General features: G+C 62.4%; 19 protein-coding genes. 6 read left to right on the forward strand and 13 right to left on the reverse strand.

Going from position 1 to position 22,164, the window contains the following annotated elements; translation table 11 throughout:
* Window positions 1-164 precede the first annotated feature (164 nt).
* From ACN9M1_RS20675 to ACN9M1_RS20695, 5 genes are all read right to left on the reverse strand, one after another.
* A complete protein-coding gene (locus ACN9M1_RS20675; protein ID WP_426400434.1) occupies window positions 165-1,184 on the reverse strand; it encodes an alpha/beta hydrolase in 1,020 nt (339 codons plus the stop codon).
* Between the two features lie 37 nt (window positions 1,185-1,221).
* Window positions 1,222-1,647, reverse strand: a complete 426-nt coding sequence (locus ACN9M1_RS20680; RefSeq protein WP_426400435.1) for an organic hydroperoxide resistance protein — start codon at window positions 1,645-1,647, stop codon at window positions 1,222-1,224.
* 144 nt (window positions 1,648-1,791) lie between these two features.
* A complete protein-coding gene (locus tag ACN9M1_RS20685) occupies window positions 1,792-2,253 on the reverse strand; it encodes a MarR family winged helix-turn-helix transcriptional regulator (RefSeq protein ID WP_426400436.1) in 462 nt (153 codons plus the stop codon).
* Between the two features lie 121 nt (window positions 2,254-2,374).
* Entirely contained in the window at window positions 2,375-4,672 is a 2,298-nt protein-coding gene (locus tag ACN9M1_RS20690) for a LamG-like jellyroll fold domain-containing protein (RefSeq protein ID WP_426400437.1), read from the reverse strand.
* 501 nt (window positions 4,673-5,173) lie between these two features.
* Entirely contained in the window at window positions 5,174-6,199 is a 1,026-nt protein-coding gene (locus ACN9M1_RS20695) for a response regulator transcription factor (protein WP_426400439.1), read from the reverse strand.
* Window positions 6,200-6,584: 385 nt separating this feature from the next.
* Between ACN9M1_RS20695 and ACN9M1_RS20700 the strand changes: the two genes are divergently transcribed.
* Window positions 6,585-6,998: a response regulator transcription factor gene (locus tag ACN9M1_RS20700; RefSeq protein ID WP_426400441.1), complete on the forward strand. Its 414-nt coding sequence runs from the start codon at window positions 6,585-6,587 to the stop codon at window positions 6,996-6,998.
* Window positions 6,999-7,099: 101 nt separating this feature from the next.
* On the opposite strand, the gene ACN9M1_RS20705 is transcribed toward ACN9M1_RS20700, so the two are convergent.
* Together ACN9M1_RS20705 and ACN9M1_RS20710 are read right to left on the reverse strand one after the other, a co-directional pair.
* Entirely contained in the window at window positions 7,100-8,116 is a 1,017-nt protein-coding gene (locus ACN9M1_RS20705; RefSeq protein WP_426400443.1) for a helix-turn-helix transcriptional regulator, read from the reverse strand.
* Between the two features lie 128 nt (window positions 8,117-8,244).
* Window positions 8,245-9,582, reverse strand: a complete 1,338-nt coding sequence (locus ACN9M1_RS20710) for a hypothetical protein (RefSeq protein WP_426400444.1) — start codon at window positions 9,580-9,582, stop codon at window positions 8,245-8,247.
* A 556-nt stretch (window positions 9,583-10,138) separates the two neighbouring features.
* Between ACN9M1_RS20710 and ACN9M1_RS20715 the strand changes: the two genes are divergently transcribed.
* Window positions 10,139-11,548: a type IV pilus assembly protein FimV gene (locus ACN9M1_RS20715; RefSeq protein ID WP_426400445.1), complete on the forward strand. Its 1,410-nt coding sequence runs from the start codon at window positions 10,139-10,141 to the stop codon at window positions 11,546-11,548.
* A gap of 43 nt (window positions 11,549-11,591) precedes the next feature.
* Here the strand turns inward: ACN9M1_RS20715 and ACN9M1_RS20720 are convergent, their stop codons facing one another.
* The 4 genes from ACN9M1_RS20720 to ACN9M1_RS20735 all read right to left on the reverse strand — a co-directional run bounded on the left by ACN9M1_RS20720 (window position 11,592) and on the right by ACN9M1_RS20735 (window position 15,516).
* A complete protein-coding gene (locus ACN9M1_RS20720; RefSeq protein ID WP_426400446.1) occupies window positions 11,592-12,302 on the reverse strand; it encodes a hypothetical protein in 711 nt (236 codons plus the stop codon).
* A complete protein-coding gene (gene istB, locus ACN9M1_RS20725; protein ID WP_426393935.1) occupies window positions 12,205-12,990 on the reverse strand; it encodes an IS21-like element helper ATPase IstB in 786 nt (261 codons plus the stop codon). Before istB ends, ACN9M1_RS20720 begins: the two co-directional genes overlap by 98 nt.
* Complete coding sequence (gene istA / locus ACN9M1_RS20730; protein WP_012760797.1) at window positions 12,980-14,506, reverse strand: IS21 family transposase; 1,527 nt, start codon at window positions 14,504-14,506, stop codon at window positions 12,980-12,982. The genes istB and istA overlap by 11 nt, the downstream gene beginning before the upstream one ends.
* A gap of 98 nt (window positions 14,507-14,604) precedes the next feature.
* Window positions 14,605-15,516, reverse strand: a complete 912-nt coding sequence (locus ACN9M1_RS20735; RefSeq protein ID WP_426400448.1) for a hypothetical protein — start codon at window positions 15,514-15,516, stop codon at window positions 14,605-14,607.
* A 541-nt stretch (window positions 15,517-16,057) separates the two neighbouring features.
* Between ACN9M1_RS20735 and ACN9M1_RS20740 the strand changes: the two genes are divergently transcribed.
* A complete protein-coding gene (locus ACN9M1_RS20740; RefSeq protein WP_426400449.1) occupies window positions 16,058-16,258 on the forward strand; it encodes a hypothetical protein in 201 nt (66 codons plus the stop codon).
* Between the two features lie 64 nt (window positions 16,259-16,322).
* Here the strand turns inward: ACN9M1_RS20740 and ACN9M1_RS20745 are convergent, their stop codons facing one another.
* The gene (locus ACN9M1_RS20745) at window positions 16,323-18,707 is read right to left on the reverse strand and encodes a dockerin (RefSeq protein WP_426400451.1); all 2,385 of its coding nucleotides are present in this window, start codon (window positions 18,705-18,707) and stop codon (window positions 16,323-16,325) included.
* Window positions 18,708-19,014: 307 nt separating this feature from the next.
* Here ACN9M1_RS20745 and ACN9M1_RS20750 point away from each other — a divergent pair, with 307 nt between their 5' ends.
* Complete coding sequence (locus ACN9M1_RS20750; protein ID WP_426400453.1) at window positions 19,015-19,968, forward strand: LysR family transcriptional regulator; 954 nt, start codon at window positions 19,015-19,017, stop codon at window positions 19,966-19,968.
* Between the two features lie 50 nt (window positions 19,969-20,018).
* Here ACN9M1_RS20750 and ACN9M1_RS20755 read toward each other — a convergent pair whose 3' ends face one another.
* Window positions 20,019-21,026, reverse strand: coding sequence for a zinc-dependent alcohol dehydrogenase family protein (locus tag ACN9M1_RS20755; RefSeq protein ID WP_426400454.1), 1,008 nt, complete (start codon window positions 21,024-21,026; stop codon window positions 20,019-20,021).
* A 142-nt stretch (window positions 21,027-21,168) separates the two neighbouring features.
* On the opposite strand from ACN9M1_RS20755, the gene ACN9M1_RS20760 reads away from it, so the two are divergent.
* Window positions 21,169-21,567 carry a winged helix-turn-helix transcriptional regulator gene (locus tag ACN9M1_RS20760; RefSeq protein ID WP_426400455.1) on the forward strand — a complete coding sequence of 133 codons (399 nt, stop codon included), beginning with the start codon at window positions 21,169-21,171 and terminating at the stop codon, window positions 21,565-21,567.
* A 148-nt stretch (window positions 21,568-21,715) separates the two neighbouring features.
* The gene (locus tag ACN9M1_RS20765) at window positions 21,716-22,147 is read left to right on the forward strand and encodes a YciI family protein (protein ID WP_426400456.1); all 432 of its coding nucleotides are present in this window, start codon (window positions 21,716-21,718) and stop codon (window positions 22,145-22,147) included.
* The last annotated feature ends 17 nt before the right edge of the window (window positions 22,148-22,164 follow it).

Below are 22,164 nucleotides of genomic sequence, written 5' to 3' on the forward strand. Positions count from 1 at the left end.
ATCGCTGAAATTTATTTACGTCTGAGCGACGCAAATCTAACTTCTGGGAGCAGAAGACACGCCCACAGGAATGGCCAACAAGCGCGCTTCTGACTTCTGCCTTCTGCATCAACGCAGCGATCGGGGAAAGGCGCCACCATCGCGCCCTCCCCGTCGCCAGCGTGTTACTTCAAGCGCTGCTTCAGCTCTTCGCTGGCCTGGTGCAAAGCGGCACGCGTGGCCGGCACCGCAGCGAGCGCATTCAGCAGCCCGAAGTCGTGGATCACGCCGTTGTAGCGCGTGGCCACCACGCTCACGCCCGCTGCATCGAGCTTGCGTGCATACGCTTCGCCTTCATCGCGCAGCACGTCTTTCTCTGCGGTTTGCACGAGTGCCGGCGGCAGGCCCTTCAACTGCTCGGGCGTAGCCAACAGCGGCGAGGCAAAGATCTCTTGCCGTTGCACCGGGCTGGTCGTGTAGGCATTCCAGAACCACTTCATCATCGGCTTGGTCAGGAAGTGCCCTTCGGCAAATTCGTCGTACGACGCATCTTCGAAGTTGGCATTCGTGACCGGCCAGAACAGCACCTGCACGCGCAACGCGGGCGTGCCCTTCTCTTTGGCCATCAACGCCACCACCGCTGCCATGTTGCCGCCCACGCTGTTACCGACCACAGCCAGGCGCTTGCCGTCCACGTGGATCTGCGCGCCGTTCTCCGCCACCCATTTCGTTGCGGCATAGGCCTGGTTGATGGCAACCGGGTAACGCGCTTCCGGCGACGGCGTGTAATTGACGAACACAGCGACGGCACCCGAATCGGCCACCAGGTCACGCACAAAGCGCTCGTGCGTCGGGTAGTCGCCGAGGATCCATCCGCCGCCGTGGAAGAACATAAACGCGGGCAGCTCGCCCTTGGCGCCAGCGGGTCGCACGATGGTGAGCTTCAACGGCTTGCCATCCACGGTGATGGTCTTCTCGCTTACGTCAGCGGGCGCGAGCGGTGCCTTGGCGGAAGCTTGAGCGCCCACCAGCACGGCACGCGCATCGGCCGGTGTGAGCGTTTCAAGCGGCTTGCCGCCACCCGCGGCGAGCGCCTCCAGGAAAGCCTGGGTGTTGTGTTCCACACCTGGGCTGCCAGCAGCAAGCGCGGCGCCCGCAGCAATGGACAACAGCGTGCCGGCGGCAAACTTGGCAATGCGGTTCATGACAGAGACTCCAGAAATCGATGAGGGCGTTGTGGTGTCAGATCAGGCTCAGGCGCACGTCGATGTTGCCCTGCGTGGCATTGGAGTACGGGCACACGATGTGGGCACGATCGATGAGCGTCTGTGCTTCGGCGCGGTCCATACCTGGCAGGCTGATGGCCAGATCGACCTCGATGCCAAAGCCAGTGGGGATGGGGCCGATCCCCACCGTGCCCTGCACGCTCGCGTCTGCTGGGATGCGCAGCTTGTCGCGCGCGGCAACGAACTTCATCGATCCGAAGAAGCAGGCGCTGTAGCCGGCCGCGAAGAGCTGCTCGGGGTTGGTGCCTTCGCCGCCCGGGCCGCCGAGTTCACGCGGGTTGGACAGGCGCACGTCCAGGCGGCCATCGCTGGCGGTGGCGCGGCCATCGCGGCCGCCGGTGACATTGGCTTGGGCACGGTAGAGGATGTTTTCGATCGACATGACAGTTCTCCTTGAGAGCGGGTGTTGCGCAGCGGCATTCGTGCGTTTGCGCGGGTTGAAGTTGCTTACTATTAAATAGCACGCTACTTATTAGATTCAAAAAAACGGGCGCGTTAGGGGCACCCGTTTCGGGATGAGGTGGTCTCAGGCAGCGTTCTTGAAGAGCCGTCCTCGCAATTCGTTCAACTGTGTACGCAAGACTTCCAGTTCGCCCGGCGCGCATTCCATGGCAGCCGCCACGCAGCCCGGCACCTCCCTGGCAGGCACTTCCAACGCCTTGCCCTGGGCAGACAGCGAAATGATCACCTGTCGCTCATCCATCTCGGAGCGCTGGCGGTCAATCAGGCCGGCTGCCTCCAGCCGTTTGAGCATGGGTGTGAGCGTGGCCGAATCCAGGAACAGCCGTTCGCCGATCTCCGATACCGTCTGTGCATCACGTTCCCACAGCACCAGCATGACGAGGTACTGCGAATACGTCAGACCCAGCGGCTTGAGCAGTGCCCGATACACCTTGTTCACGCCGATCATGGTCGAGTACAGGGCGAAGCAAAGGTGCTGGTCCAAAGCCAGGCCTGGCGATGCAGAGAGGGGCTTGTTTGCGTCCATGGACGACAATATATATAGCACGCTACTAAATAGCAAGCAATTTTAAGCATCCCGCCCCTGTTGCGTAGCCGCATGCCCCGCCTGGCGCGAAACCGCCAGGCGGGAACCCACCTCATGCCGGCTAGCTAGCGCGCGCCGTCAGCCATTGGCTCGGTGGCAGCGGCGCACCCACGATACGCATTTCGCCCAGGCTGCCGAAGAAGCCGTTGCCCATGCTGCCGCCATATTGCGACGCGCCGATGGCCATCTGCTGCGTGCTCGCCACGTAGCGGATGCCGTCCATGCCGCTGTTGTTGCGCAGGATGGGTGCGCCCTCCACGTACATCGTCGTGCTGCCTTTGCCATCATTGACGATGGCAACGTGCAGCCATTGCCCCGCGGATACACCACCCGACCAGCACGCAAGGTTCTGCGTGTTGTCGGTCGGCACGACCTCCCACTGGAATTCCATCAGGTTCGAAAATGCGAACATCGCCATAGTGTCGCCGGTGTCGACATCGCCGGGCCACGAGATGCCCGAGGCCGCGCTTCGTGCACCGAGGCGATACAGAATCCCCATCCACGCGTTGTTCTGCGCCGTCCAGGCGGCATCGATCTTGACGAACGCCTCGATGGTGTAGCCGTTGGCAAACGTTTGACTGTTCAGCGGCGAAGTGGCGTCGGTCGTGAAATACGAGCCCCTCGTCTGGTTGGCGTTCTTGAACTGCAGGCTGCCCGGCGCGGACGACAGCGGGTGATGGTCCTTCGACCACACCAGATCGCCCGCCTGCCCGCCCATCCAGGTGTTCAGCGAGATGGGGTTCACGCCGCCCGACGTATCGCCCGGCACGGAAACGTCTTTGATCTGAAAGCCAGGCTGGTATGGGGACAGCGCCTCGCCTTCCGCTGCTGCACTGTTATAGAAGCGCCAATGCGCCAGCGTATTTGCCACCACGGGGTAATCGTTCGGGCCCGTAGCGGGCTTGCCGGGTTCCTGCGGCGGGTTGTGATAGTTCGCGAGGATCAGGCCCTTGGCCACGTCGGTCAGGCTGCCCGATACCGAACCGGCGGCGGCCTTGAATGCCGGGTTGAAGCCGGCGAAGCGCTTGGCGAAATTGATGTCGACCGAGAAGTTCTGGTTGTCCGCCGTGAGCCAGGCGGAATCAAACTGCGTGAGGCTCGCTTCTGGTTTGACGGGCACCCACGGCGAGAACGAGCTGGCGATGATCTTGTTGTTCGTCAGGTCGAATTCGTACAGCCGCATCAGGCCGTTGCCGCCCATATAGGCCATCTGGTAATCGACGACCATGAACAGCACGTCGTTGCCGGCGGCGTTCTTCTTCGTCATCTTGCAGGCGCCATGATAGTGCCCAGAGACGGCCATGAAGATCTGATCGTTGTTCTTGATCAGCTTGTCCCAAAGGTAGTTGGAATACGCCGTGTCCACCGCCGTCACGGCATCGGGGCCGATCCCCGCAAGCTGATGGCAGATCAGGATGACCGGAACACTCGGGTTCTTGGCGATGACGGCATTGGCCCACGCAATCGCATCATCCGACGCGCGCCACGACATCGACAGCACCAGGAACGCGTTCCCCTCGGCGTTGAAGACGTGATACTCGTGGAAGCCCGAGCCATGTCGACCACCGAAGGTCGGCTGCTGCTGCGCCCGTACGGTCGGAAACACCTTCAGATACGGCTCCAGCAAGCCTTGCCGGTGGCTGCCGCCGTCTTGGTAGCCGTCGGTGTTATCAAACCCCGACACGCCGACACCCCAGTCCGGCCCCCACTGCATGGATGACCCGATGGCGCCAACGTCGTGGTTGCCCGCGCAAATCGAGTAATTGCAGCCGGCCTTCTCCAGCACCTGCATCGCCTGGCTGGCGAGTTCCCATTCCTTCGTAACGGTGCCGTTGCTCAACTGGCCGTTGCTGACCAAGTCCGTGCTTGCGCTCCACGGTGCCGAAGCCTCCGAGCTGTAGTACCAGGACTGGTCGACGATATCGCCGAGGTGCGTCGTGAACGCAAGCTTCAACGCCTTTGCGTTTTGTGCAATCCATTGCGTTTGCGCCTTGAACGGGTTGTCGTATTGGCCGTTGATGGTGGGATAGTTCTTCTGATACAGCGCCCCCATCTTTCCAGACGCATAGCGCGGATAGAACTGCGTATCCGGCAACGCCGCCAGCGTGAACGACGACACCTGCTTTGGCGCGGCGCCAGTGCCGGGAGCGTCCGTGCCGGGAGCGTCCGTGCCGGTGGAACCAGCCCCTGACGATGCGTCTTGCGAGGTTCCATCGCCGCAACCGGCAAGCAAGCCCGAAACGCCGACTGCAGTGGACGCGAGCATCATGCGCAGCAATTGCCGGCGTTTGAGCTCAGGAACCGACGCTAGCGTATCCAGCGTCGCCTGCCGCTGGTCAGCCACATGTTTGGTTGACATCTTTCTCTCCGTAACGTTGTTAGCAACCCCAGAAAATGCCGTCCATCGTCTGGGTCAGCCAACGCCGAAAGAGAAAAGAAGACGCCGTGGAACCTCGCCTCTCACCCGGAACAGGCCAACCGCTCCGAGTGCAAATGATCCGCAACCGATTGATCGTATTTCGGTGACGAATGCTTTTATTGTGGTTTGTTTATTTTTTAATAATTCGCATTGAACGGCACACGCATGCTAGAGACCACGTATGACAAAGCCATGTCTTTAAGGCACGGGTCTCATATCAAACGCCAGTTCACCAGATTGGCTTTAATTCGGTGCATTTGAGGATATTTGAAATTCAAGCCATCTAACTGATGCAGGCACGCTACACACCTACCGTGCCGCCGGGGTCATGGCTTAGAGCCGCTAACAAAACTGTCCTGGCTAGGCGTGCCGACGCAGACAGTACAAGTCGTACCGAGTGTTGGTCACTGCGGGAGGCGCAACGACGCCAGGGCGGTTTTGTTAGCGGCTCTTAGGCATTCCGCCCGCTTTGAGGGCGGCAAGCCCGATGGCGCTGCGCGAATCCACGCCGAGCTTTCTCATGATGTGCCCCACATGGGTGCGCACCGTCCAGTAGCTGATGTTCAGGGCCTGCGCGATCTGTTTGTCGGACATGCCCTTGAGCAGCAGATGGCAGACCTCCCCCTCGCGCAGCGTCACGCCAAACTGCTGTTGGAACCACGCAGATGAGCCGACGACCCGTGCGATGAGATGAACCTTGCACACCAGCCCGTGGTTGCCGTCCACCGGCCCGCGTTCCACGCAGAACCCGAACCCCTTCCATTGCCCGTGGGGCGATCCGTAAGCCGCTTCCAACACGTGTTGATAGAGTGCGTCGCGCTCGTCGACACTGAGTCCGGCTAAGAGGGCCCGCGCCTTGTCGTTCGGCCGTGGTGGGGACGTGCCTGCGAGCAGAAACCCCGGCACCTGCGTGTCGGCATCGGCACCGCGCTCCTGGGCCTGCTGGACTGCGCGAAGCTGCTGGGCGTTCAGCAGATGCGGCTTCAACAGGCTCAACAACAAGGTCTCGCGATCGCCGAAACGCTTTTTCGGATCGCTGGTGCTGAATCGATAATCCAGCAGCATCCCCCGGCTATCCGGTAAGCGGAGGCTGATGCCCGGATACGCCTGATGCCGGCAGAGATAATCGGTAAAGTACTCGGACCGCCCCCATTCTGAGCGACTGATCTTGCTCTCGATCACGATCGGTTCAAAGCTGTCCTGCAGCAGCGGCGCGATGGAGTCGATCGCGTGAAAATAGTGGCGATACTCGATGCGCATGCACTGGTCTCGCCCCCACAGTGCGCAGGGCTGTGGCAGGTACGCGCCGTCACGGTGCCACATCAGTTGTGCCATGAGATCGACGTGCAGCAGCCTGGCCAACTTCCCGGCCAGTTCGCTACGCTCGAGAACGCCGTCGCTCGAGGGCTCGTGTAGACGCCCCGTAATATCAAGCAGCGCTCGTAAATCAGCTGTGGAGAGATCCATCGATCGCTTCACCGGCTTGCCGCCGGGGTTGAGTCTGAGAGTCCATCTTGGGCATCCAAGCACATTTAAGACAAATTGATATATCGGCCCAACTGCGCGGCTCTATAGATGGCTTGCTTGCGAAAGTCCGATGGCCGCCTAGCGCACCGCCCCCACGCGGGCCATCCCTATCCATAGCGATGGTTGCCGGACGCCCCCTTTTGCGATAGTGCGCCTGCCGAGGGCTGCTTATCGTTTGCGAGCCGCCGCTCCAGCGCCTTGACTCACGTTGCACATTGCATTTCGAAGGGGAATCCGCATGCAACCGCGAACACGATCATCAACCTGTCCGCCCGACACATGCGCCCCCAACCTCCCATCGACCGCCATGGTGGCGCGCTGGGACGTGGTTCCTACATCGCTGGCCGTCATCTTTCTGGATGCATCGCTCCTGAATGACACGACCTGGCTTCCGTCGCAGCCGACGTTGCAGCCGGTGGCGCTGGAAGACGTCCAGCAAATGCTCAGCGGCGCGTTGAAAGCGCTCGCGCCCGCCACCGACGCGGAAGCCGCATTCACCGCATCGCCCGCCATGCTGGACCCCAAGCGCCTCACCCGTCGGCAATGCGACATCCTTCAGGAAGTGGCCAGCGGCCGCTCAAATTCCGAGATCGCGGAGCGGCTGCATATCAGCGTCGAGACCGTCAAATCGCACATGCGCCAGCTGCTGATGCGGCTGGGCGCACGCAATCGCACAGAGCTGGCCACCATCTACCAACGTGCCCGCAAGGATGAGCTGGGCGAGGCATCGTTTGGGTGACGCTCACCTCTGAAACGTTCTCGGTCTAAGCACAGGCAACGTCAGGCCGGCGTCGAAACCTCGCGTCTTCTCGTACGCGTACGATCCGCTCGCGCCGCCGCTCAGCACAGCTCGGCGGCACTCGTCACCACTTGGCCGATCGCCGCACGGGATTCGATCCCGAGCTTGTCGAGCACCCGCCCCACATGAACGCGCACAGTCCAGTAGCTGATGTTCAGCGCCACGGCAATCTGCTTGTCCGACTGGCCACAGAACATCAGATGGCACACCTCGCTTTCACGCGTGGTCATCTGGAACCGTTGCTTGAACCAGGCCGCAGACCCCGCGGTATGCGCAAACAAGTGCACGACTTTGGCGGGGCCTCCGCTGGCCAGATCGACGCGACGCTCCACGCACAGGTTGAAGCCGTTCCAACGAGCCTCGGCAGGCAACCCGGCCGCCACCCTCGACAGAATCATCAACAGCGATGTCTTCTGATGCGGCTCCAGCACCGACAGCAATACCGACGCCTGGCGATTGGGCCGCGGCGGCTTACCGGCGCGCAGCGTAAAGCTGGGGCTGACCCCGTCATCACGGCCTACGCTGCGTAGTTCGTTGGCAATCCGATGCAGCCGGTGCGCGTTGATCAAATGCGGCTTGAGCAGATCCAGCAGGCGAACTTCCCGCTCGCCAAATTGCTTGCCCGGGTCGCTGGCACCAAACCGGTAATCGAGCAATACGCCGCCGGCATCTTCCAGGTACATGCTGATGCCGGGATACGCCTCGTATTTGCAGAGGAAATCGCTGTAGTACTCCGATCGGCACAGCTCGCTTCGATCGACCAGGTTGGCCACGATGAGCGGATCGGTCTGGCTGCGCAGCATGGGCGCGAATGGGTCGAGCGCATGATAGTGCTCGCCGTACTCGGCATTCATGCGCGCATCGCGGCCCCACGTTCCGCGCTGCTCCAGTTGCCGGCCGTGATCGCTCCATGCCAGGTGCACCATCACGTCAGTGTTCAGCAGCGTAGCGAGCCCTCGCGTAAGGTCTGCGCGCTGCGTGAAACCCTCGTGCGATGACTCATGGAGGGACCCCGTCACCTCCAGCAGCATGCGCAGATCGTTCGTACTGAAACTCACCACTCCCACCCTGCAGCGGCGGCGCTAACGCAGAGCCGCTGCAACTTGCCTGCCCAGCTAACCCAACGCCGCCGCCCACCTGCCCGTTGACGGCGCTATCCAGCTGGCGCCGCCGACAACACATGGACTTATTGCAGCGTGGCGCCGCCTCCACCCAGGTACTGACCCAGCAGGCGTGCGAACTGCCCACCGTCGGTGTTGATCGTGGTTTGGTACGAGCCGCCCGAGCCAAAGACGATGGCGAACGTGTGGCCTGTGCCGTACTCCTGCGTGTTGCGCAGCATGTAGTCGACACGGTTGTCGCGGTAGTGCTGGTTGGTACCGCCCGGCGTGCTGGACGGCACACCCAGCGGCGTCTGCCACCACAGAATGGGCAACCCGTTGCCCAGCGCAGCCCGGTAATCCAGGTAGCTGCTTTGGGACTGATGGAAGTTGGGCGTATTGACGTTGGTCTCGTCCCAATAGAACGTACCGCCGCGGCCCGTGCACTCCGCCACCGCGGCCACTTCCAGGCAGCCGGCATCGCGGTCGCTGGTCTGGGCGACGATGAAATCGGCCAAGTGCGCACCAGCCGCTCGCATTTCGCCGCCCACCTCCGTCGGTGAGGCCGCCCAGAACGCCGGTGGGAATCCAATCAGCGCCTTGGGCGCAATCTGACGCGCCATCTGCACCAGACACTGGCCGATACCGGCGGCGGTGTTGGGCAGGCTGCTGCATTCGGGCTGGCTGTTCACCACCGCAGGCATCTGCGTGGGATCATGGTTGGGGGCCTGCGCCGACACGTAGCCCCAGAAATCGGGCTCCAGGTTGATCAGCACCGGCGCATTCAACGCAGCAATGCGTTGATACATCAACCGCGCCTGGCTCCAGTACGTGCTCATGAACGTCGCGTCGGTGATGCCGCTCAGGTTGCCGTCACCGTTCTGGGCCATCTGGTAGAAGGTGAACATCGGCGTTGCGCCATAGGCCTGGGCGGCCTGCGCTTGGTACGTAATGTACGCGCCGTCAGGGCTGTTCCAGTAAGGCCAGGAGCCCGGCCCCGCGCCCACCAGGTAGACGTCGACGATGTCCGGGCGAATGCCTTGGCTTTGCATGTCCGAAATCGATTGCCCCGAACCGAGGCCGACGAGTACGCGCGAAGGCTTGCCCAGCTTGGCGACGAGCGCGGCGCTTGCCGAAGTGTTGGCGGTGCCGCCGCCCGTGCTGCCCGTGCCACCGCCGCCGGTGCCACCAGTGCTGGTGCCGCCACCCCCGCCGCTACCGTTGCCACCTTGTGTTCCCGTACCGCTGCCCGCGCTTGTCGTACCGCCACTCTGCGCGCTATCGGTACCGCCGCCACCGCAGCCGAACAATGCCAGGGCAACTGCAGTCACCACGAGAAAGCGTCGCCCCGAAAGCACCCCGCCCCGCGAGCCCGCATCAAGGCCCGCTCCGGGCGCATTGCGCGCCCCGCCTGCTGTTTTCATCTTTCCCGACCTCTTTTAATTCGTTTTTATTGAACTGCAGCACTACCGTGCGTTTGGCCCGAAAACATCCGGCCAAACGCCTCTTTCAACTTGCATGGACAACCCGCAATGCTAGCCCCCCGGCCCGCTTTGTCGGCATCCGATTCTAGGGTGGCCGCGCTGCACGGCACAAACACCATCTGGGTATAGGAAACCATACCGGCTCGGCATAACTCGACGGCAAACCGCAATAGCATGGTCGAGGTTGGCCGCCGCTAGGTCGATTCCAGTGAGAATCGGTATAGACGGATTCCAAATCCGCATCAGATTCAATGCGCCTGGGCAATGACACGTATGTCGTATCAATCCTGAATTTTTCTCAACTCTCCGCGATCGGCGCCGGCACGCTGATGAAACGCTCTATCCTTTCCGACCACCCCCCAATCTATCTAATAAGTCGGGTGTAAAAAGTACTCGGGGAGCATTCAAAATGAAAACACGATTCCATGGAGGAATTGGGCATTGGCACGTCCGTCGGTCGCTGACCGCAGCTGCCGCAGCAGCACTCTGGGCAGCCATGCCAGTAGCGAATGCAGCCGAACTCGGCGTGCTGCATCTGCATTCAGGGATCGGCCAACCGCTTGATGCGGAAATCGATTTGATGGGCCTACGCCCTGAAGACGCGCAAACCCTGGTGCTGCATCCGGGCGGACGCGAAGCCTACCAGGCGGCGGGCCTGCCTTATGGCGCAAGCACGACCTCGCTGCGCACGACGTTGATACAGCGGCAAGACGGCAGCTACGGCGTTCACGTATCTTCAACCGTGCCGCACAGCGATCCCATTGCGGACGTCATCGTCGCCCTTGCTGGGCCAGGCGGCGAGCGCGTGGCTGCGTACACGGTGCTGCTCAGCCCACCGGGCAGGGCTGGCGCGCCGGACACCTTCCTGCAGACGCAGCGCAACGTCACACCCGCGTTGCGCGTGTCACCGGCCAGCAGCACCGCGGCGCAACGCGTCAACACCCTGCCGGTGACCACCGCATCTGCACCGGTGGCGATGACCGCATCGGCCAGCCAGCCGCGCGCACAGCAGCCGTCGACCACCACGACCGCTTCCGCGACTTCGGCCACTTCGGCCACGCCGGCCGGAAGCGAACACGACGAGGCCGCTGCAAACACCTACACCATCAAGGCCGGCGACAGCCTGTCCGGCATTGCACTGAACACGTTGTCGGATCGGAAGGAAGTCTCTTCCGGGCAAACACAACTCGCGCTGTATCGGAACAATCCGCAGGCTTTCATTGGAGGCAACATCAACCAGCTGCGCGTGGGCGCCACGTTGCATTTGCCGTCGCAAGAGCAAGCGCGTGCGGTAACACGCAGCGAGGCCGATCGCCAGATCCTCGCACTGACGCACGCCGATGCCACCGTCCCAGCCGGCGCCAAGCAGCCTCCGGAAGCAGATGCGGCAACGCACACGCAAGCGCGCCCGATACCCGCCGATGCGGCGGGCAAGGACACGCTGCGCCTGTCCGCCACAGGCACGCAAGACCGGATGGCAGAGCAACTCAACGACGAGCTGGTTGCGGCCAAGCAGAGAATCCGCGAGCTTGAATCGCGCCTCGCGCAGGTCGAGCAAAACGTGGCCGACATGCGGCGGCTCGCGGCGTTGAAGAGTGGGGCCACACCTGCCGCAGCGCAGAGCTCGCCCAAGCCAGCGGACGATGCATCGGGCACGCCCCGCGTGGACGGCACGACGCTCGCCACCGATGAGACGCCGCTGTGGATGCGTGCCGACATCGTCGGCCCGGCGGTGGGTGTCTTGCTCGCCGCGTTGGCAGGGGCGCTGGTGTTCTACCGTGTGCGCATGCGCAAGGTGCAATCTGCGCTCACCACCATCTACACGCAGTTCAACGAGGGTGATCCGCTGACCGAACGCGGGCGTCCTCAACAGCGCGATGAGCGGCCGGCAAAGAAAGCGGCTTAAAGCGTATAGGGCCTGTTCCCGTATGGAACAGGCCCTCTGGATTTCACTCTCCCTCGCCCATGTTCGGATCCACTCGGACTTTCATGTTGCGGCCTGCAGCACTGAGTGAGAGAGCGAAGACATCCGGCTCGGTCCTACTTTTGAAGTTCAGTTCTTTGAGCGTCGTGTTTTCAGCGAACGGCAGCAGGACATGGGCTCCAACCCAATCCACAGCGACGGTCAGAGATTCGAGCGCGGTGTTCCGGCCCAACGCCCTAAGGCCATCAATGCCGATTTTGTTGCCGGTGATATTCAGGGATTTGAGGGATGCATTGGCAGCCAATGCTTGCGTGCCCGCAGAGCCAATCTCACTGAACCTAACGTCGAGTTCGGCAAGCGTAGTGTTGGCTGCCAACACGTAAGCCCCAGCATCGCCAATTGGGTTGCCGCCGATGTGCAATGACCGCAACGTGGTGTTCTTAGCCAGTGCGTTGACGTCTGCATTCGACAATCCACCAAGGTTGTAACGGATCGCCAGCGCGGAAAGTGAGGTATTTTTGGCCAGCGCCGCGATACCCTGCCTCCCGATTGCGTTGTCAATGAGGTGGAGCGATTGTTGATTTGCACCGAATCCTGACCCAGGATTTGCATCGAAAACTGACCCACCCCAAAGGCTGTTAGGTGTTGCTTTGTGCGGGTTGTTTGGCGGTGCGTTTCTCCTTCTTGGGCTGGGTGGTGCTGTGCTTGAAACGATAGCTATCGTTGCCGGTTTCAACAATGTGGCAGTGGTGCGTGAGGCGATCCAATAGCGCGGTGGTCATCTTGGCGTCCCCGAAGACGCTGGACCATTCGCCGAAGCTCAGGTTGGTGGTGATGATGAGGCTGGTGCGCTCGTAGAGCTTGCTGATCAGGTGGAACAGCAATGCGCCGCCGGTCTGGCTGAACGGCAGATAGCCCAGCTCATCGAGGATCACCAGGTCGGCATACATGAGACGCGTGGCCAGATGGCCTGGTTTGCCGGAGACCTTCTCCAGTTCCAACGCGTTGACCAGCTCCACGGTCGAGAAGAAGCGCACCCGGCGGTGATGGTGCTCCACCGCCTGCACGCCGATGGCAGTGCCGAGATGGGTCTTGCCGGTCCCGGGGCCACCGACCAATACGATGTTGTGCGCTGACTCCAAGAACTCACAGCGGTGAAGCTGCCGCACCAGCGCCTCGTTGGCCTCGCTGCAACTGAAGTCGAAGCCAGTCAGGTCTCGGTAGGCCGGGAAGCGCGCCACCTTCATCTGATAGGCCAGCGAGCGCACCTCGCGCTCGGTGAGCTCGGCCTTGAGCAGACGCGACAGGATGGCCACGGCCGACTGGTAGGCCGGCGAGTCCTGCGCCGCCAGGTCGCCCAGCGCTTGTGCCATGCCGTGCAGCTTCAACGACTTGAGCATCTCCAACATGACTTCATGCTGCATGATGCACCTCCCGATCTCGCAAGCTGTCGTAGCGGCCGACGTTGGCCTGCGGTTCGACGTGCAGCGCCAGTGCCTGTGGTGAGGTGATCGGTGCCACGGGCTCGCCTTCCAGGAGGCGGCTGAGGATGTTCAGGATGGTTTGCTTGGACGGGGCACCCGCCTCCAGTGCGAGCTCCACCGCAGTGAGCACGGCCTGTTCGTCGTGCAACAGCACCAGCGCCAGGATCTCGACCATCTCGCGATCGCCACCAGGGCGTTTGAGCAGTGTGGATTGCAGGCGTCGGAAGCCCTCTGGCAGTTCGGCGAACGGTGCGCCGTTACGCAGCGCACCGGGCTTACGCTGCAGCACCGCGAGGTAGTGGTGCCAGTCATAGATTGTGCGCCCCGGAAGATGGCTACGGTCGATGTGCCGCACGTGCTCGGCAATCACCTGGCCTTCGGCCACGAACACGAGCCGATTGGCATAGACGCGCAGACTGATGGGCCGGTTGGCAAACGACGCCGGTACGCTGTAGCGGTTGCGCTCGAAGGTCACCAGGCAGGTTGGTGAGACGCGCTTGGTGTGCTCCACAAAGCCATCGAACGGCTGCCCCACGGGCATCAGGTGTGGCCGCTCCAGCGACCAGGCCTCCCAGAGGGTCATGTCCAGCTCAGGATGGCGGGTCTGCTGCCACAGCCGTACGCACTGGTCGGCCAGCCAGTCATTAAGTGCCGCCAGAGAGCCGAATGCAGGGATGCGTTGCCAGATGCGGTGACGGCTGTCCTGCACGTTCTTCTCTATCTGCCCCTTCTCCCAGCCCGAGGCCGGGTTACAGAACTCGGCGTCGAACAGGTAGTGGCTGACCATGGTGCTGAAGCGCAAGTTGACGTCACGCAACTTGCCCAGGCGCACGCGATCCACGGCGGTCTTCATGTTGTCGTAGATGCCGCGACGCGGGATACCGCCCCAGGCCACAAAGGCGTGGTGATGGGCATCGAACAGCATCTCGTGGGTCTGCAGCAGATACGCGCGCAGGAAGAATGCGCGGCTGTGGCTGAGCTTGAACTGAGCCACTTGCAGCTTGGTGCGCTCGCCGGCGATGACCGCCCAGTCCTCGCTCCAGTCGAACTGGAAGGCCTCACCCTCTGCGAAGCGCAGTGGGATAAAGGTGCCTCGCCCCGACGTGCGGGCTTGCTCCTGTTGCTCCTGGCGCCAGCGGCGAGCGAATGCGGCAACGCGATCGTAGGAGCCGGTGAAGCCCAAGGCACACAGATCAGTGTGGATCTGCTTGAGTGTGCGCCGTTGCTTGCGTGGCTTGTTGGCCTCGGTCTTGAGCCAAGCGGAGAGCTTGGCGGCATGGCCGTCGAGCTTGCTCGGACTCTGCCGTGCAGGATAGGCCGGTGCCGTGGTGTCAGCGCGCAGATAGCGCCTGACCGTGTTCCTGGAGATGCCCAGGCGTCTGGCGATCTCGCGCAGCGGGATCTGGTCGCGAAGATGCCAGCGTCGAATGATGCTCAGTATGGCCACGTCGATCACTCCGATCTCCCGCTCGTTGCCGAGCGGGACAGTGTTCTATACGTGGGTCAACATTCGATGCAAAAACCTACCTCGGGTGGGTCAGGATTCGGTGCAAATCAACAGTGGAGCGATGACAATGCCTTGTTGGCCGCCAACGCCTGCGCACCGGTGTCGGTGATGTTGTTACTGGAAACGTCGAGGGATTTCAGCGTCTGGTTAGCCGCGAGCGTCTGTGCGCCTTTGTCGCCAATCGCGTTTCCCATGACATTGAGAGACCGGAGCGTGGTGTTGGCAGCCAGCGCTTGCACGCCTTCCTCGCCAATATGAGCGGCAGCAAGGTTGAGCACCTCCAGCGTCGCATTCGCTGCAAGTGCCTTAGCGCCAGCCGGGCCGATGTTGTTCCGTCTGAGACTGAGTTCTTTCAGCGTCGTATTCTCCGCAAGTGCCTTTGCGCCGGCCGGCCCGACGTTGTTCCATTCGAGATCGAGCGATTCAAGCGTCCGGTTAGCAGCAAGCGCGCGCGCTCCCCGCTCGCCGATATGGCTCGCGCTGATATTGAGCGACTTGAGGCTGCGGCTGCTGGCCAGAATTTCCGCAGCCTCGTCGCCAAGGGAGGTCCCTCTGATTTGCAGCGTCTTGAGTGTGGGCTTTTCAGCCAAAATCTGAAGCGCCTTGATGCACAGGTTGCCCCCCTCCATCTTCAGGTGGACGAGCGGCAGCTTATGCAAGAACGCGAGATGGAGCGGATCGAGACGCACGACGCATTTGCTCACGTCCAGTTCCGATATCGAGGCAGGAAGATTGTGCAGATCCTGCGGTCTGAACCAGGTTCCGACCAGCGTGAGCTTCTTCGGGGCCAGTTTGGAGCGAGAAAGGGCCTGGATCTCATCTCTATACCTGAGCGTCAATTGCATTTCGCTATCTACCGCAGCGCGCATTTCGTGATTGACGGCCCGCAGATTCTTGCGGGTCTGCGGTGTGGCGCGGCTCGCAATGGCCGCCCACATCTCAGGCGGAAGCGGTGGCAACGGCCTTTCCGTGGCCGCTTGCTGTCGAGGGCGAGGGAGCGCTGCCTTCAACTGTCTCAAGCCCTGCAAGGGGCCTCCGGCGCGATGGGCCCTTGGCTGGCGCGAAGCGTCCGTTGCCGGCGCTGTGCTACTGGAGGTCGACGGGGAGTGGACTCCATCAAGCGTCCGGGGGGCACCAAGGCAAGCGGAGAAGATTTTCTTCATTGACGTCTATGTGTAATGGATTTTTTGTCATAGAAGTCTGGGCCGCGTAGCAGCCTCCCATGTCTGCGATGACGAAGGCGGGTTGTCGAGTGCGAACGCAGCAAGACCCCGTTGCTTTCCAGTGGCGCCTGCCACCCAACAGTCAGCCGACTGCGTCCGCAATCTCACACGCGCAATGATTTCGCTTTCGCGCCATCCGATTCGGCGCGAGGCCAATGCGCCGCGCGTTTCGCCTTTACAGTCCGGTGAGCTTTATCTTTGGCAGTTCATTTCTCGATGCTCGACGGAATGAACGCGCCCCTTCAACGCAGGCACCTCCGAATCCCAAGGAACCTTCATGAAAGCAAAAATTATCGTGACCGTGCTCCTCGCACTGATCAGCGCGACGGGGTTGTCGTCGGTCTTTGCTGACGACATGGTGGCCGCTCAGCAAGGTAGCGGTGGCGACATGACGTCTCAACAGCAAGGCAGCGGCGGCGACATGACGTTTCAACAGCAAGGCGAGTTCCCCGGCATGGTCTGCCAGGGCTGCCATTAAAAAACCCGAAAGCGGGTGGCCCACTTTCGGGTTGCGGTTGTTACCGGTCGATCGGTCGATCCGCTCAGTTGCTGAAGATCAGCCCGCGAGCAACACCATTGACGTAGATGCGGCCATAGGTGCTCCAGTCGCCCACCACCACAGCGTTGCCGCCGAACTGGTGCGCGTCATCGTTGAAGCGCGACCACGTTGCGCCGCCATCGTCGGAGCGGAAGATGCCCCACTGGCCGTTGACCGTGCCTTCCACGTAGACCGCAGCCGAGTACGGCGAGCCGGTTTGCGCCTTGCCCAGCGTGATATTGGTGGCGCCCAGCGTGCCGTTGGCGGTGGCAAAAGCGTTGAGCTTGGTCCAGGTCGCGCCCGAGTCCAGCGAGTGGTACACGGCATTGCCGTCGGCCACCCAGATGTCGCCTTCGGCGTTCGGGTTCACCACCATCGACGTATCGCCCCAGGCATTCCAGGCCATGTTCGCGTTCACCGAGCCCTGGCTCAGCGTGAACGTGTGACCAGCGTCGGTCGACACGTAGACCTTGCCACGCTGCCAGCTCCAGCTTGCACCGCCCGAATCGAAGGCATAGACCTTGTTCGGGTTCTTCCGGTCCACGGCCAGGCGATAAGCACGGAAGAAGCCGTTCCACGTGGCGGTGAACGCCGGCAGGTTGGTTTGCGTCCAGCTCGCGCCATTGTTCGTGGTGTATGACGGCACCGAGTCTTGCGGCGCCCAGACCAGGTTATTGCGCGACGTGACTGCCAGGCTTTGCACTGAGCTGGAGCTGTTCGAACCACCGTTAGGCATCGACGCGAACTGCGACCAGCTATTGCCGGAGTCGCCAGACCAGAAGGCCTTGACGACGGCACCGTTGGCGTTGTCGACGCCGGTGACAGCAATGTAGGACGGATCGGCCCACGCCATGTCGGCCGCATTGCCGCTGCTCCATCCGGGCATCGGCGCCCGCGTCGGCCGCGTCGCCAGGTCCGTGATCACCCAGGCGCCGATGTCGCCAGCGGCGTTGATCAGCTTGTACTGCGCGCCGGCCGGCGGTGCGGCGGCGAACAGCGTAGCGGTCTCTTCCAGGTTGTTGACCTTGGGGCTCCAGGTTGGCGTGGCTGCCGAGGCGTTCGTGGTTTCACAGATGCCGCCGCCGTGGATGTGCATGATGTGGTCGCGGTTGGCGGGGTCGATCGTGACGTTCTCGATCCAACCGCGGCAGGTGTCAGACGTATGCGGCATGTTGGCCTCGACTTCGCGCCAGGTGGTACCGCCATCATCGGACAGTTGAATTTGCTTGCTGCCGTCGCTCCAGCCTGTCATGCCCACCGCAATGCGGGCGGTCGAGCCGGTGCCATAGACGGACAGACCGGCCATCCCCATGCTGGTGGAGCTGGTGAGTTGGGTCCAGGTGCTGTTGTTGCTGCCACCGAACTTGTAGAGATAGCTGGGGCCGCTGCCACCCTGTACCTGAGGCGCTGTCGGGCGGAACGTCATGTAGAAGGTGCCGTCGGACGTCTTCACCACGTGCGGGATGTCGTAATTGGCGACGTTGGACGGAACCGCGACCGGCGCCCACGTGGCGCCGCCATTGGTGGACCGGTACAGCGTCGACGTCAGGCCTGCCGCCTGGGCGTAGTCGGAGGCGACGGTGGCCCAGATGATCCACGTCGGCTGCCCGGTGCCCTTGGATGGGGTATCGAACACGATTTGTTCGACGCCGATCGGGGTCCCACCGCCCGTCATCGTGGTGCTCGAGAAGCTCGTGACCTGGCTCCACGTGTGGCCCGAATCCGTGCTCTTCCAGATACCGGCCCTGCGCGAGCCGAACATCAGCGTCGATGGATTCTGCGGGTCAACCGCCAGGCGTTCACCGTAGCCCCGGGCGTTATCGTTGCCACCCACCGCGAACGGCAGGTCATAGTGCGTCCAGCTGTTGCCGCGGTCGCTGGAAATGTAGATGCGGCCGGGAGCATTCTGACTCACCGTATCGCCGGTCATCATGTACACCAGCTGGTCGTTGTTCGGGTCGAGGGCGATGCTCTCCACACCGTGGTACTGGCCTTCGCCGGCGCCGAAACCCAGGCCGTCAGTGATGGGCGTCCACGCCGAGTTGGTCGCGTCCCAGCGGTAGGCGCCGCCAACATCGGTGCGCGCGTACAGCAGGCTCGCGTTGCTCGGGTGGTAGATCAGCCCGGTCACATAACCGCCACCGCCCCATTTCACGCTGGTCCAGCTGGTGCCCTGCTGGGTGCTGGCGGGAGTGCCGCCGCTGGTCTTGCCCCCGCCGGTCTGGCCACCGCTACCATTGTTCGCGCCTGTGGCACCACCACCGGTGCCGCCTTGCGTCCCAGTACCCATCGTGCTGCTGCTCTGGGTGCCATCGGAGCCGCCACCGCAGCCAAATAGCACGCACGTCATAGCCGCCACGGCAATCCATCGCTGTTTCATTTTGCTCATTGATCCACCCGGTTTCTTTTTTGTCGTCAAACCTGCGGCTCTGCCGCACGAACCATCGCCACCCCCTGCTAAAGAGGGGTATCGAGATGTGTGCCGCCATTGAACACAGCATGTGCGCGCGCATCAACCTTGAAGCGGATTTAGTGAGCTTTGTTGAGAATCGTCGTACGCCAGCACGTCATGGTGTTACCGCGACGGACGAGGATGCGACCTCACTATTTGCGCAAGGCATGGATGGACGGACTTCCTTGACAAAGTCGAAGTGGACACACAAAGCTATGCCCACCCGGTATAGATCAAGGCAAGTATGGACATCCGCGAACTCAAAAGCTTCATCCGCGTGGCGCGTGCCGGCAGCTTCAGCCGCGCGGCGGCCGAGCTCTATATCGCGCAACCGGCGTTGAGCCGGCAGATTGCGAAGCTGGAAGCGGAGATTGGCGTGCCATTGCTGGTGCGACACGGCCGAGGGGTGCGGCTCACCGCCGCCGGCTCACGCTTGCTGGAGCGCGCCGAGATGATCACGCACCTGCTGAGCGAAACCAGCGAAGACGTGCGCGCCAGCGCCGACGAAGAGCGCGGTCACCTGGCGGTCGGTCTGCCGCCGACGATGGGCGCGCTGATCGGCGCCGAGCTGGTTCAGGACTTCTGCGCCCAATGGCCGCAGGTGTCGCTCCATGTGCGCGAGGGGCTGAGCGGTTCGCTGCAGGAATGGGTGCTGGATCGCCGGGTCGATCTGGCCGTGGTCTATAACCAGCCGCCGCTGGATGCCTTCAACGTGCGGCCACTCTTTAGCGAGCCGATGATTCTCGTGGGCCCGCCCGGCACCGACTCTGGCACCGAAGCCGGCAAGCGCGAATACCAGATCCGCGACCTGGCCAGCGTCCCGCTCATCCTGCCGGGGTTGCCGCACAGCAATCGACGCTTGATCGAACAGACCGCCATTCAACACGGTGTACGCCTGCGCGTTGCGTTGGAGGTGGATAGCGTGGCGCTCACCAAGCAATTGGTGAAAGCCGGTGCGGGGTATTCCATCCTCACCTATATCGCCATCCAGGAGGAAATCGCGCGCGGTGAACTCGTGGCGCATCGCATCGGCCGCCCGGGCATCCGGTCAAACGTGGCGATCACCACCCTGCGCGAGAATCCTCCCTCGCGCTTTGCCGCCGCGTGGGTCACCCTGCTGCAGAGCAAGCTGCGCCGATTCATCGCCACGGAATCGTGGAAGGCCGATGTGGTCTGGCCGAGCGACGCGGCGCCGTAATCGATAGCGTTATCGACGCGACGCGCCGCGCCGCGCCGTTGCTGCAGCGCTTAGATCGACAAGCACAGCTTGCCGAAATGCTTGCCCGCGGCCTGGTGGGCAAACGCCTGGGCAATCTCATCCAGCGGGAAGGTCTGGTCGATCACCGGCTTGAGGCCCGTGGCCTCAATCGCACGCACCATGTCTTGCTGGTGACGGCGGCTACCGACGATCAATCCTTGCAGCGTCTGGTGACGGCGCATCAGCTCGACCGTGGGCAGTTCGCCGGCAATCCCCGTCAGCACGCCAATCAGCGAAATATGCCCGCCCGTGCGGCAAGCACGAATCGACTGCGCCAGCGTATCCGGCCCACCCACTTCGATGACCTGATCCACCCCGTGGCCCTGGGTGATGTCGAGCACCTTGGCCGCCCAGTCAGCGTCGCGGCGGTAGTTGATCGTGTGATCCGCGCCGAGTGCACGCACGCGCTCAAGCTTGTCATCGGATGACGACGTCGCAATTACGCTCGCGCCCATCAGCTTGGCAAATTGCAGCGCAAAGATCGACACGCCGCCCGTGCCGAGCACGAGCACGGTATCGCCGGCCTTGATGCGTGCATCCACAACGAGGGCGCGCCATGCCGTGAGGCCGGCCGTCGTGAGCGTTGCCGCTTCGGCATGGCTGTAGCCGCGCGGCGCATGCGTGAACCACTGGGCGGGCCGGACCACGTATTCGCGGGCGTAACCGTCCACGCCGTCGCCGGGCACGGTCTGGAAGTCCGACAGCGTTGCGCCACCGTCCAGCCAGGTCGGGAAGAACGTCGACACGACGCTGTCGCCCACGGCGAATTCGTCCACGCCGTCGCCAACCGCTTCGACGATGCCGGCACCGTCCGACATCGGAATGCGCCCATCGGCGGTCGATATCCGACCGAGGACGACGCCCAGGTCATGGAAGTTCAACGAGCTGGCGTGGATGCGCACGCGGATCTCGCCCGCACGGGGCTGGCCGGGGTCGGGCAAATCAACACGTTGGAGATGGTCGAGGCCAGCGGGCTGGCGCAGGGTAATGGCTTTCATGCGGAGGACTCCTCTGTGAACGCTATGAGATGACAGCGCCACCGCAACACGGCGGCGATTGAGGGCATTGTCGAGGGCTACGTCGCTTGTCGCAAGAACGTACAATTTTCACCAGTACGATCATTTTTGTAGGTATCAACCCATGCGACTCAAACGTCTGGATGGCAAGAGCGGTTGCTCTGTGGAGGTCACGCTGTCGGTCATCGGCGGGGTGTGGAAGCCCGTGATCCTGTTCCATCTGCTGCCCGGCAAGAAGCGCTTTATGGAACTGACGCGGCTGATTCCCAATGCGACACAGCGCATGCTGACGCTGCAATTGCGCGAGTTGGAGGCCGATGGCGTCATCGTGCGGGAGGTCTATCCCCAAGTGCCGCCCAAGGTGGAATATGCGCTGACGCCGCTGGGCGAATCGCTCGCCCCGGTGCTGATCAGCCTGCGTGAATGGGGAGAGTCGTATCGCGCACGCGGGATGGGACAAGAGCGGGGGCAAGAGCAGGAACAAGAACAGGGTCGTCAGCAGCCCGAGGTGGCCTGCGTTTAGCGGAGGGCCGCTCAGCAGTCGGCGCGTTGTTACATTTTTTCTTTGCCCCGCCTGTCGCCACCTGTCGATTTCACGCTCCGTCATTCGACGTACAAAAGAGAGACGCGAATCTCTCGCGACTCCACCCTCAACCCCAAGGAGAAACAACATGCGATTCATGGTTCTGCGATTGGCCGACAAGGACACCGAAGCCGGTGTGATGCCCAGCGAAGAACTGCTGACCGCCATGGGCAAGTACATGGAAGAACTCGCCAAGGCGGGCGTGCTGCTCGGCGGCGAAGGGCTGCACCCCAGTTCACGCGGGGCCCGCGTGGAATTCCATGGCGGCAAGCCGACAGTGATCGATGGGCCATTTGCCGAGGCCAAGGAGTTGATTGCCGGCTACACAATGCTCCAGGTCAAATCGGAAGAAGAAGCGCTGGAATGGGTCAAGCGCTGGCCGGCGCTGGATGCCGGTGGCAATGTGCGGCTGGAAATCCGCCGCGTGTTCGAGGCGGAAGATTTTGGTGCGGAGTTCACACCCGAGGCGCGCGAGCGTGAAGACCGCCTGCGTGCCGAGCTGGCGGCCAAGCAACAGTAAGCGCCCCGACGACAATG

It is taken from the genome of Ralstonia sp. R-29 (assembly GCF_049913345.1).
Lineage (GTDB): Bacteria > Pseudomonadota > Gammaproteobacteria > Burkholderiales > Burkholderiaceae > Ralstonia.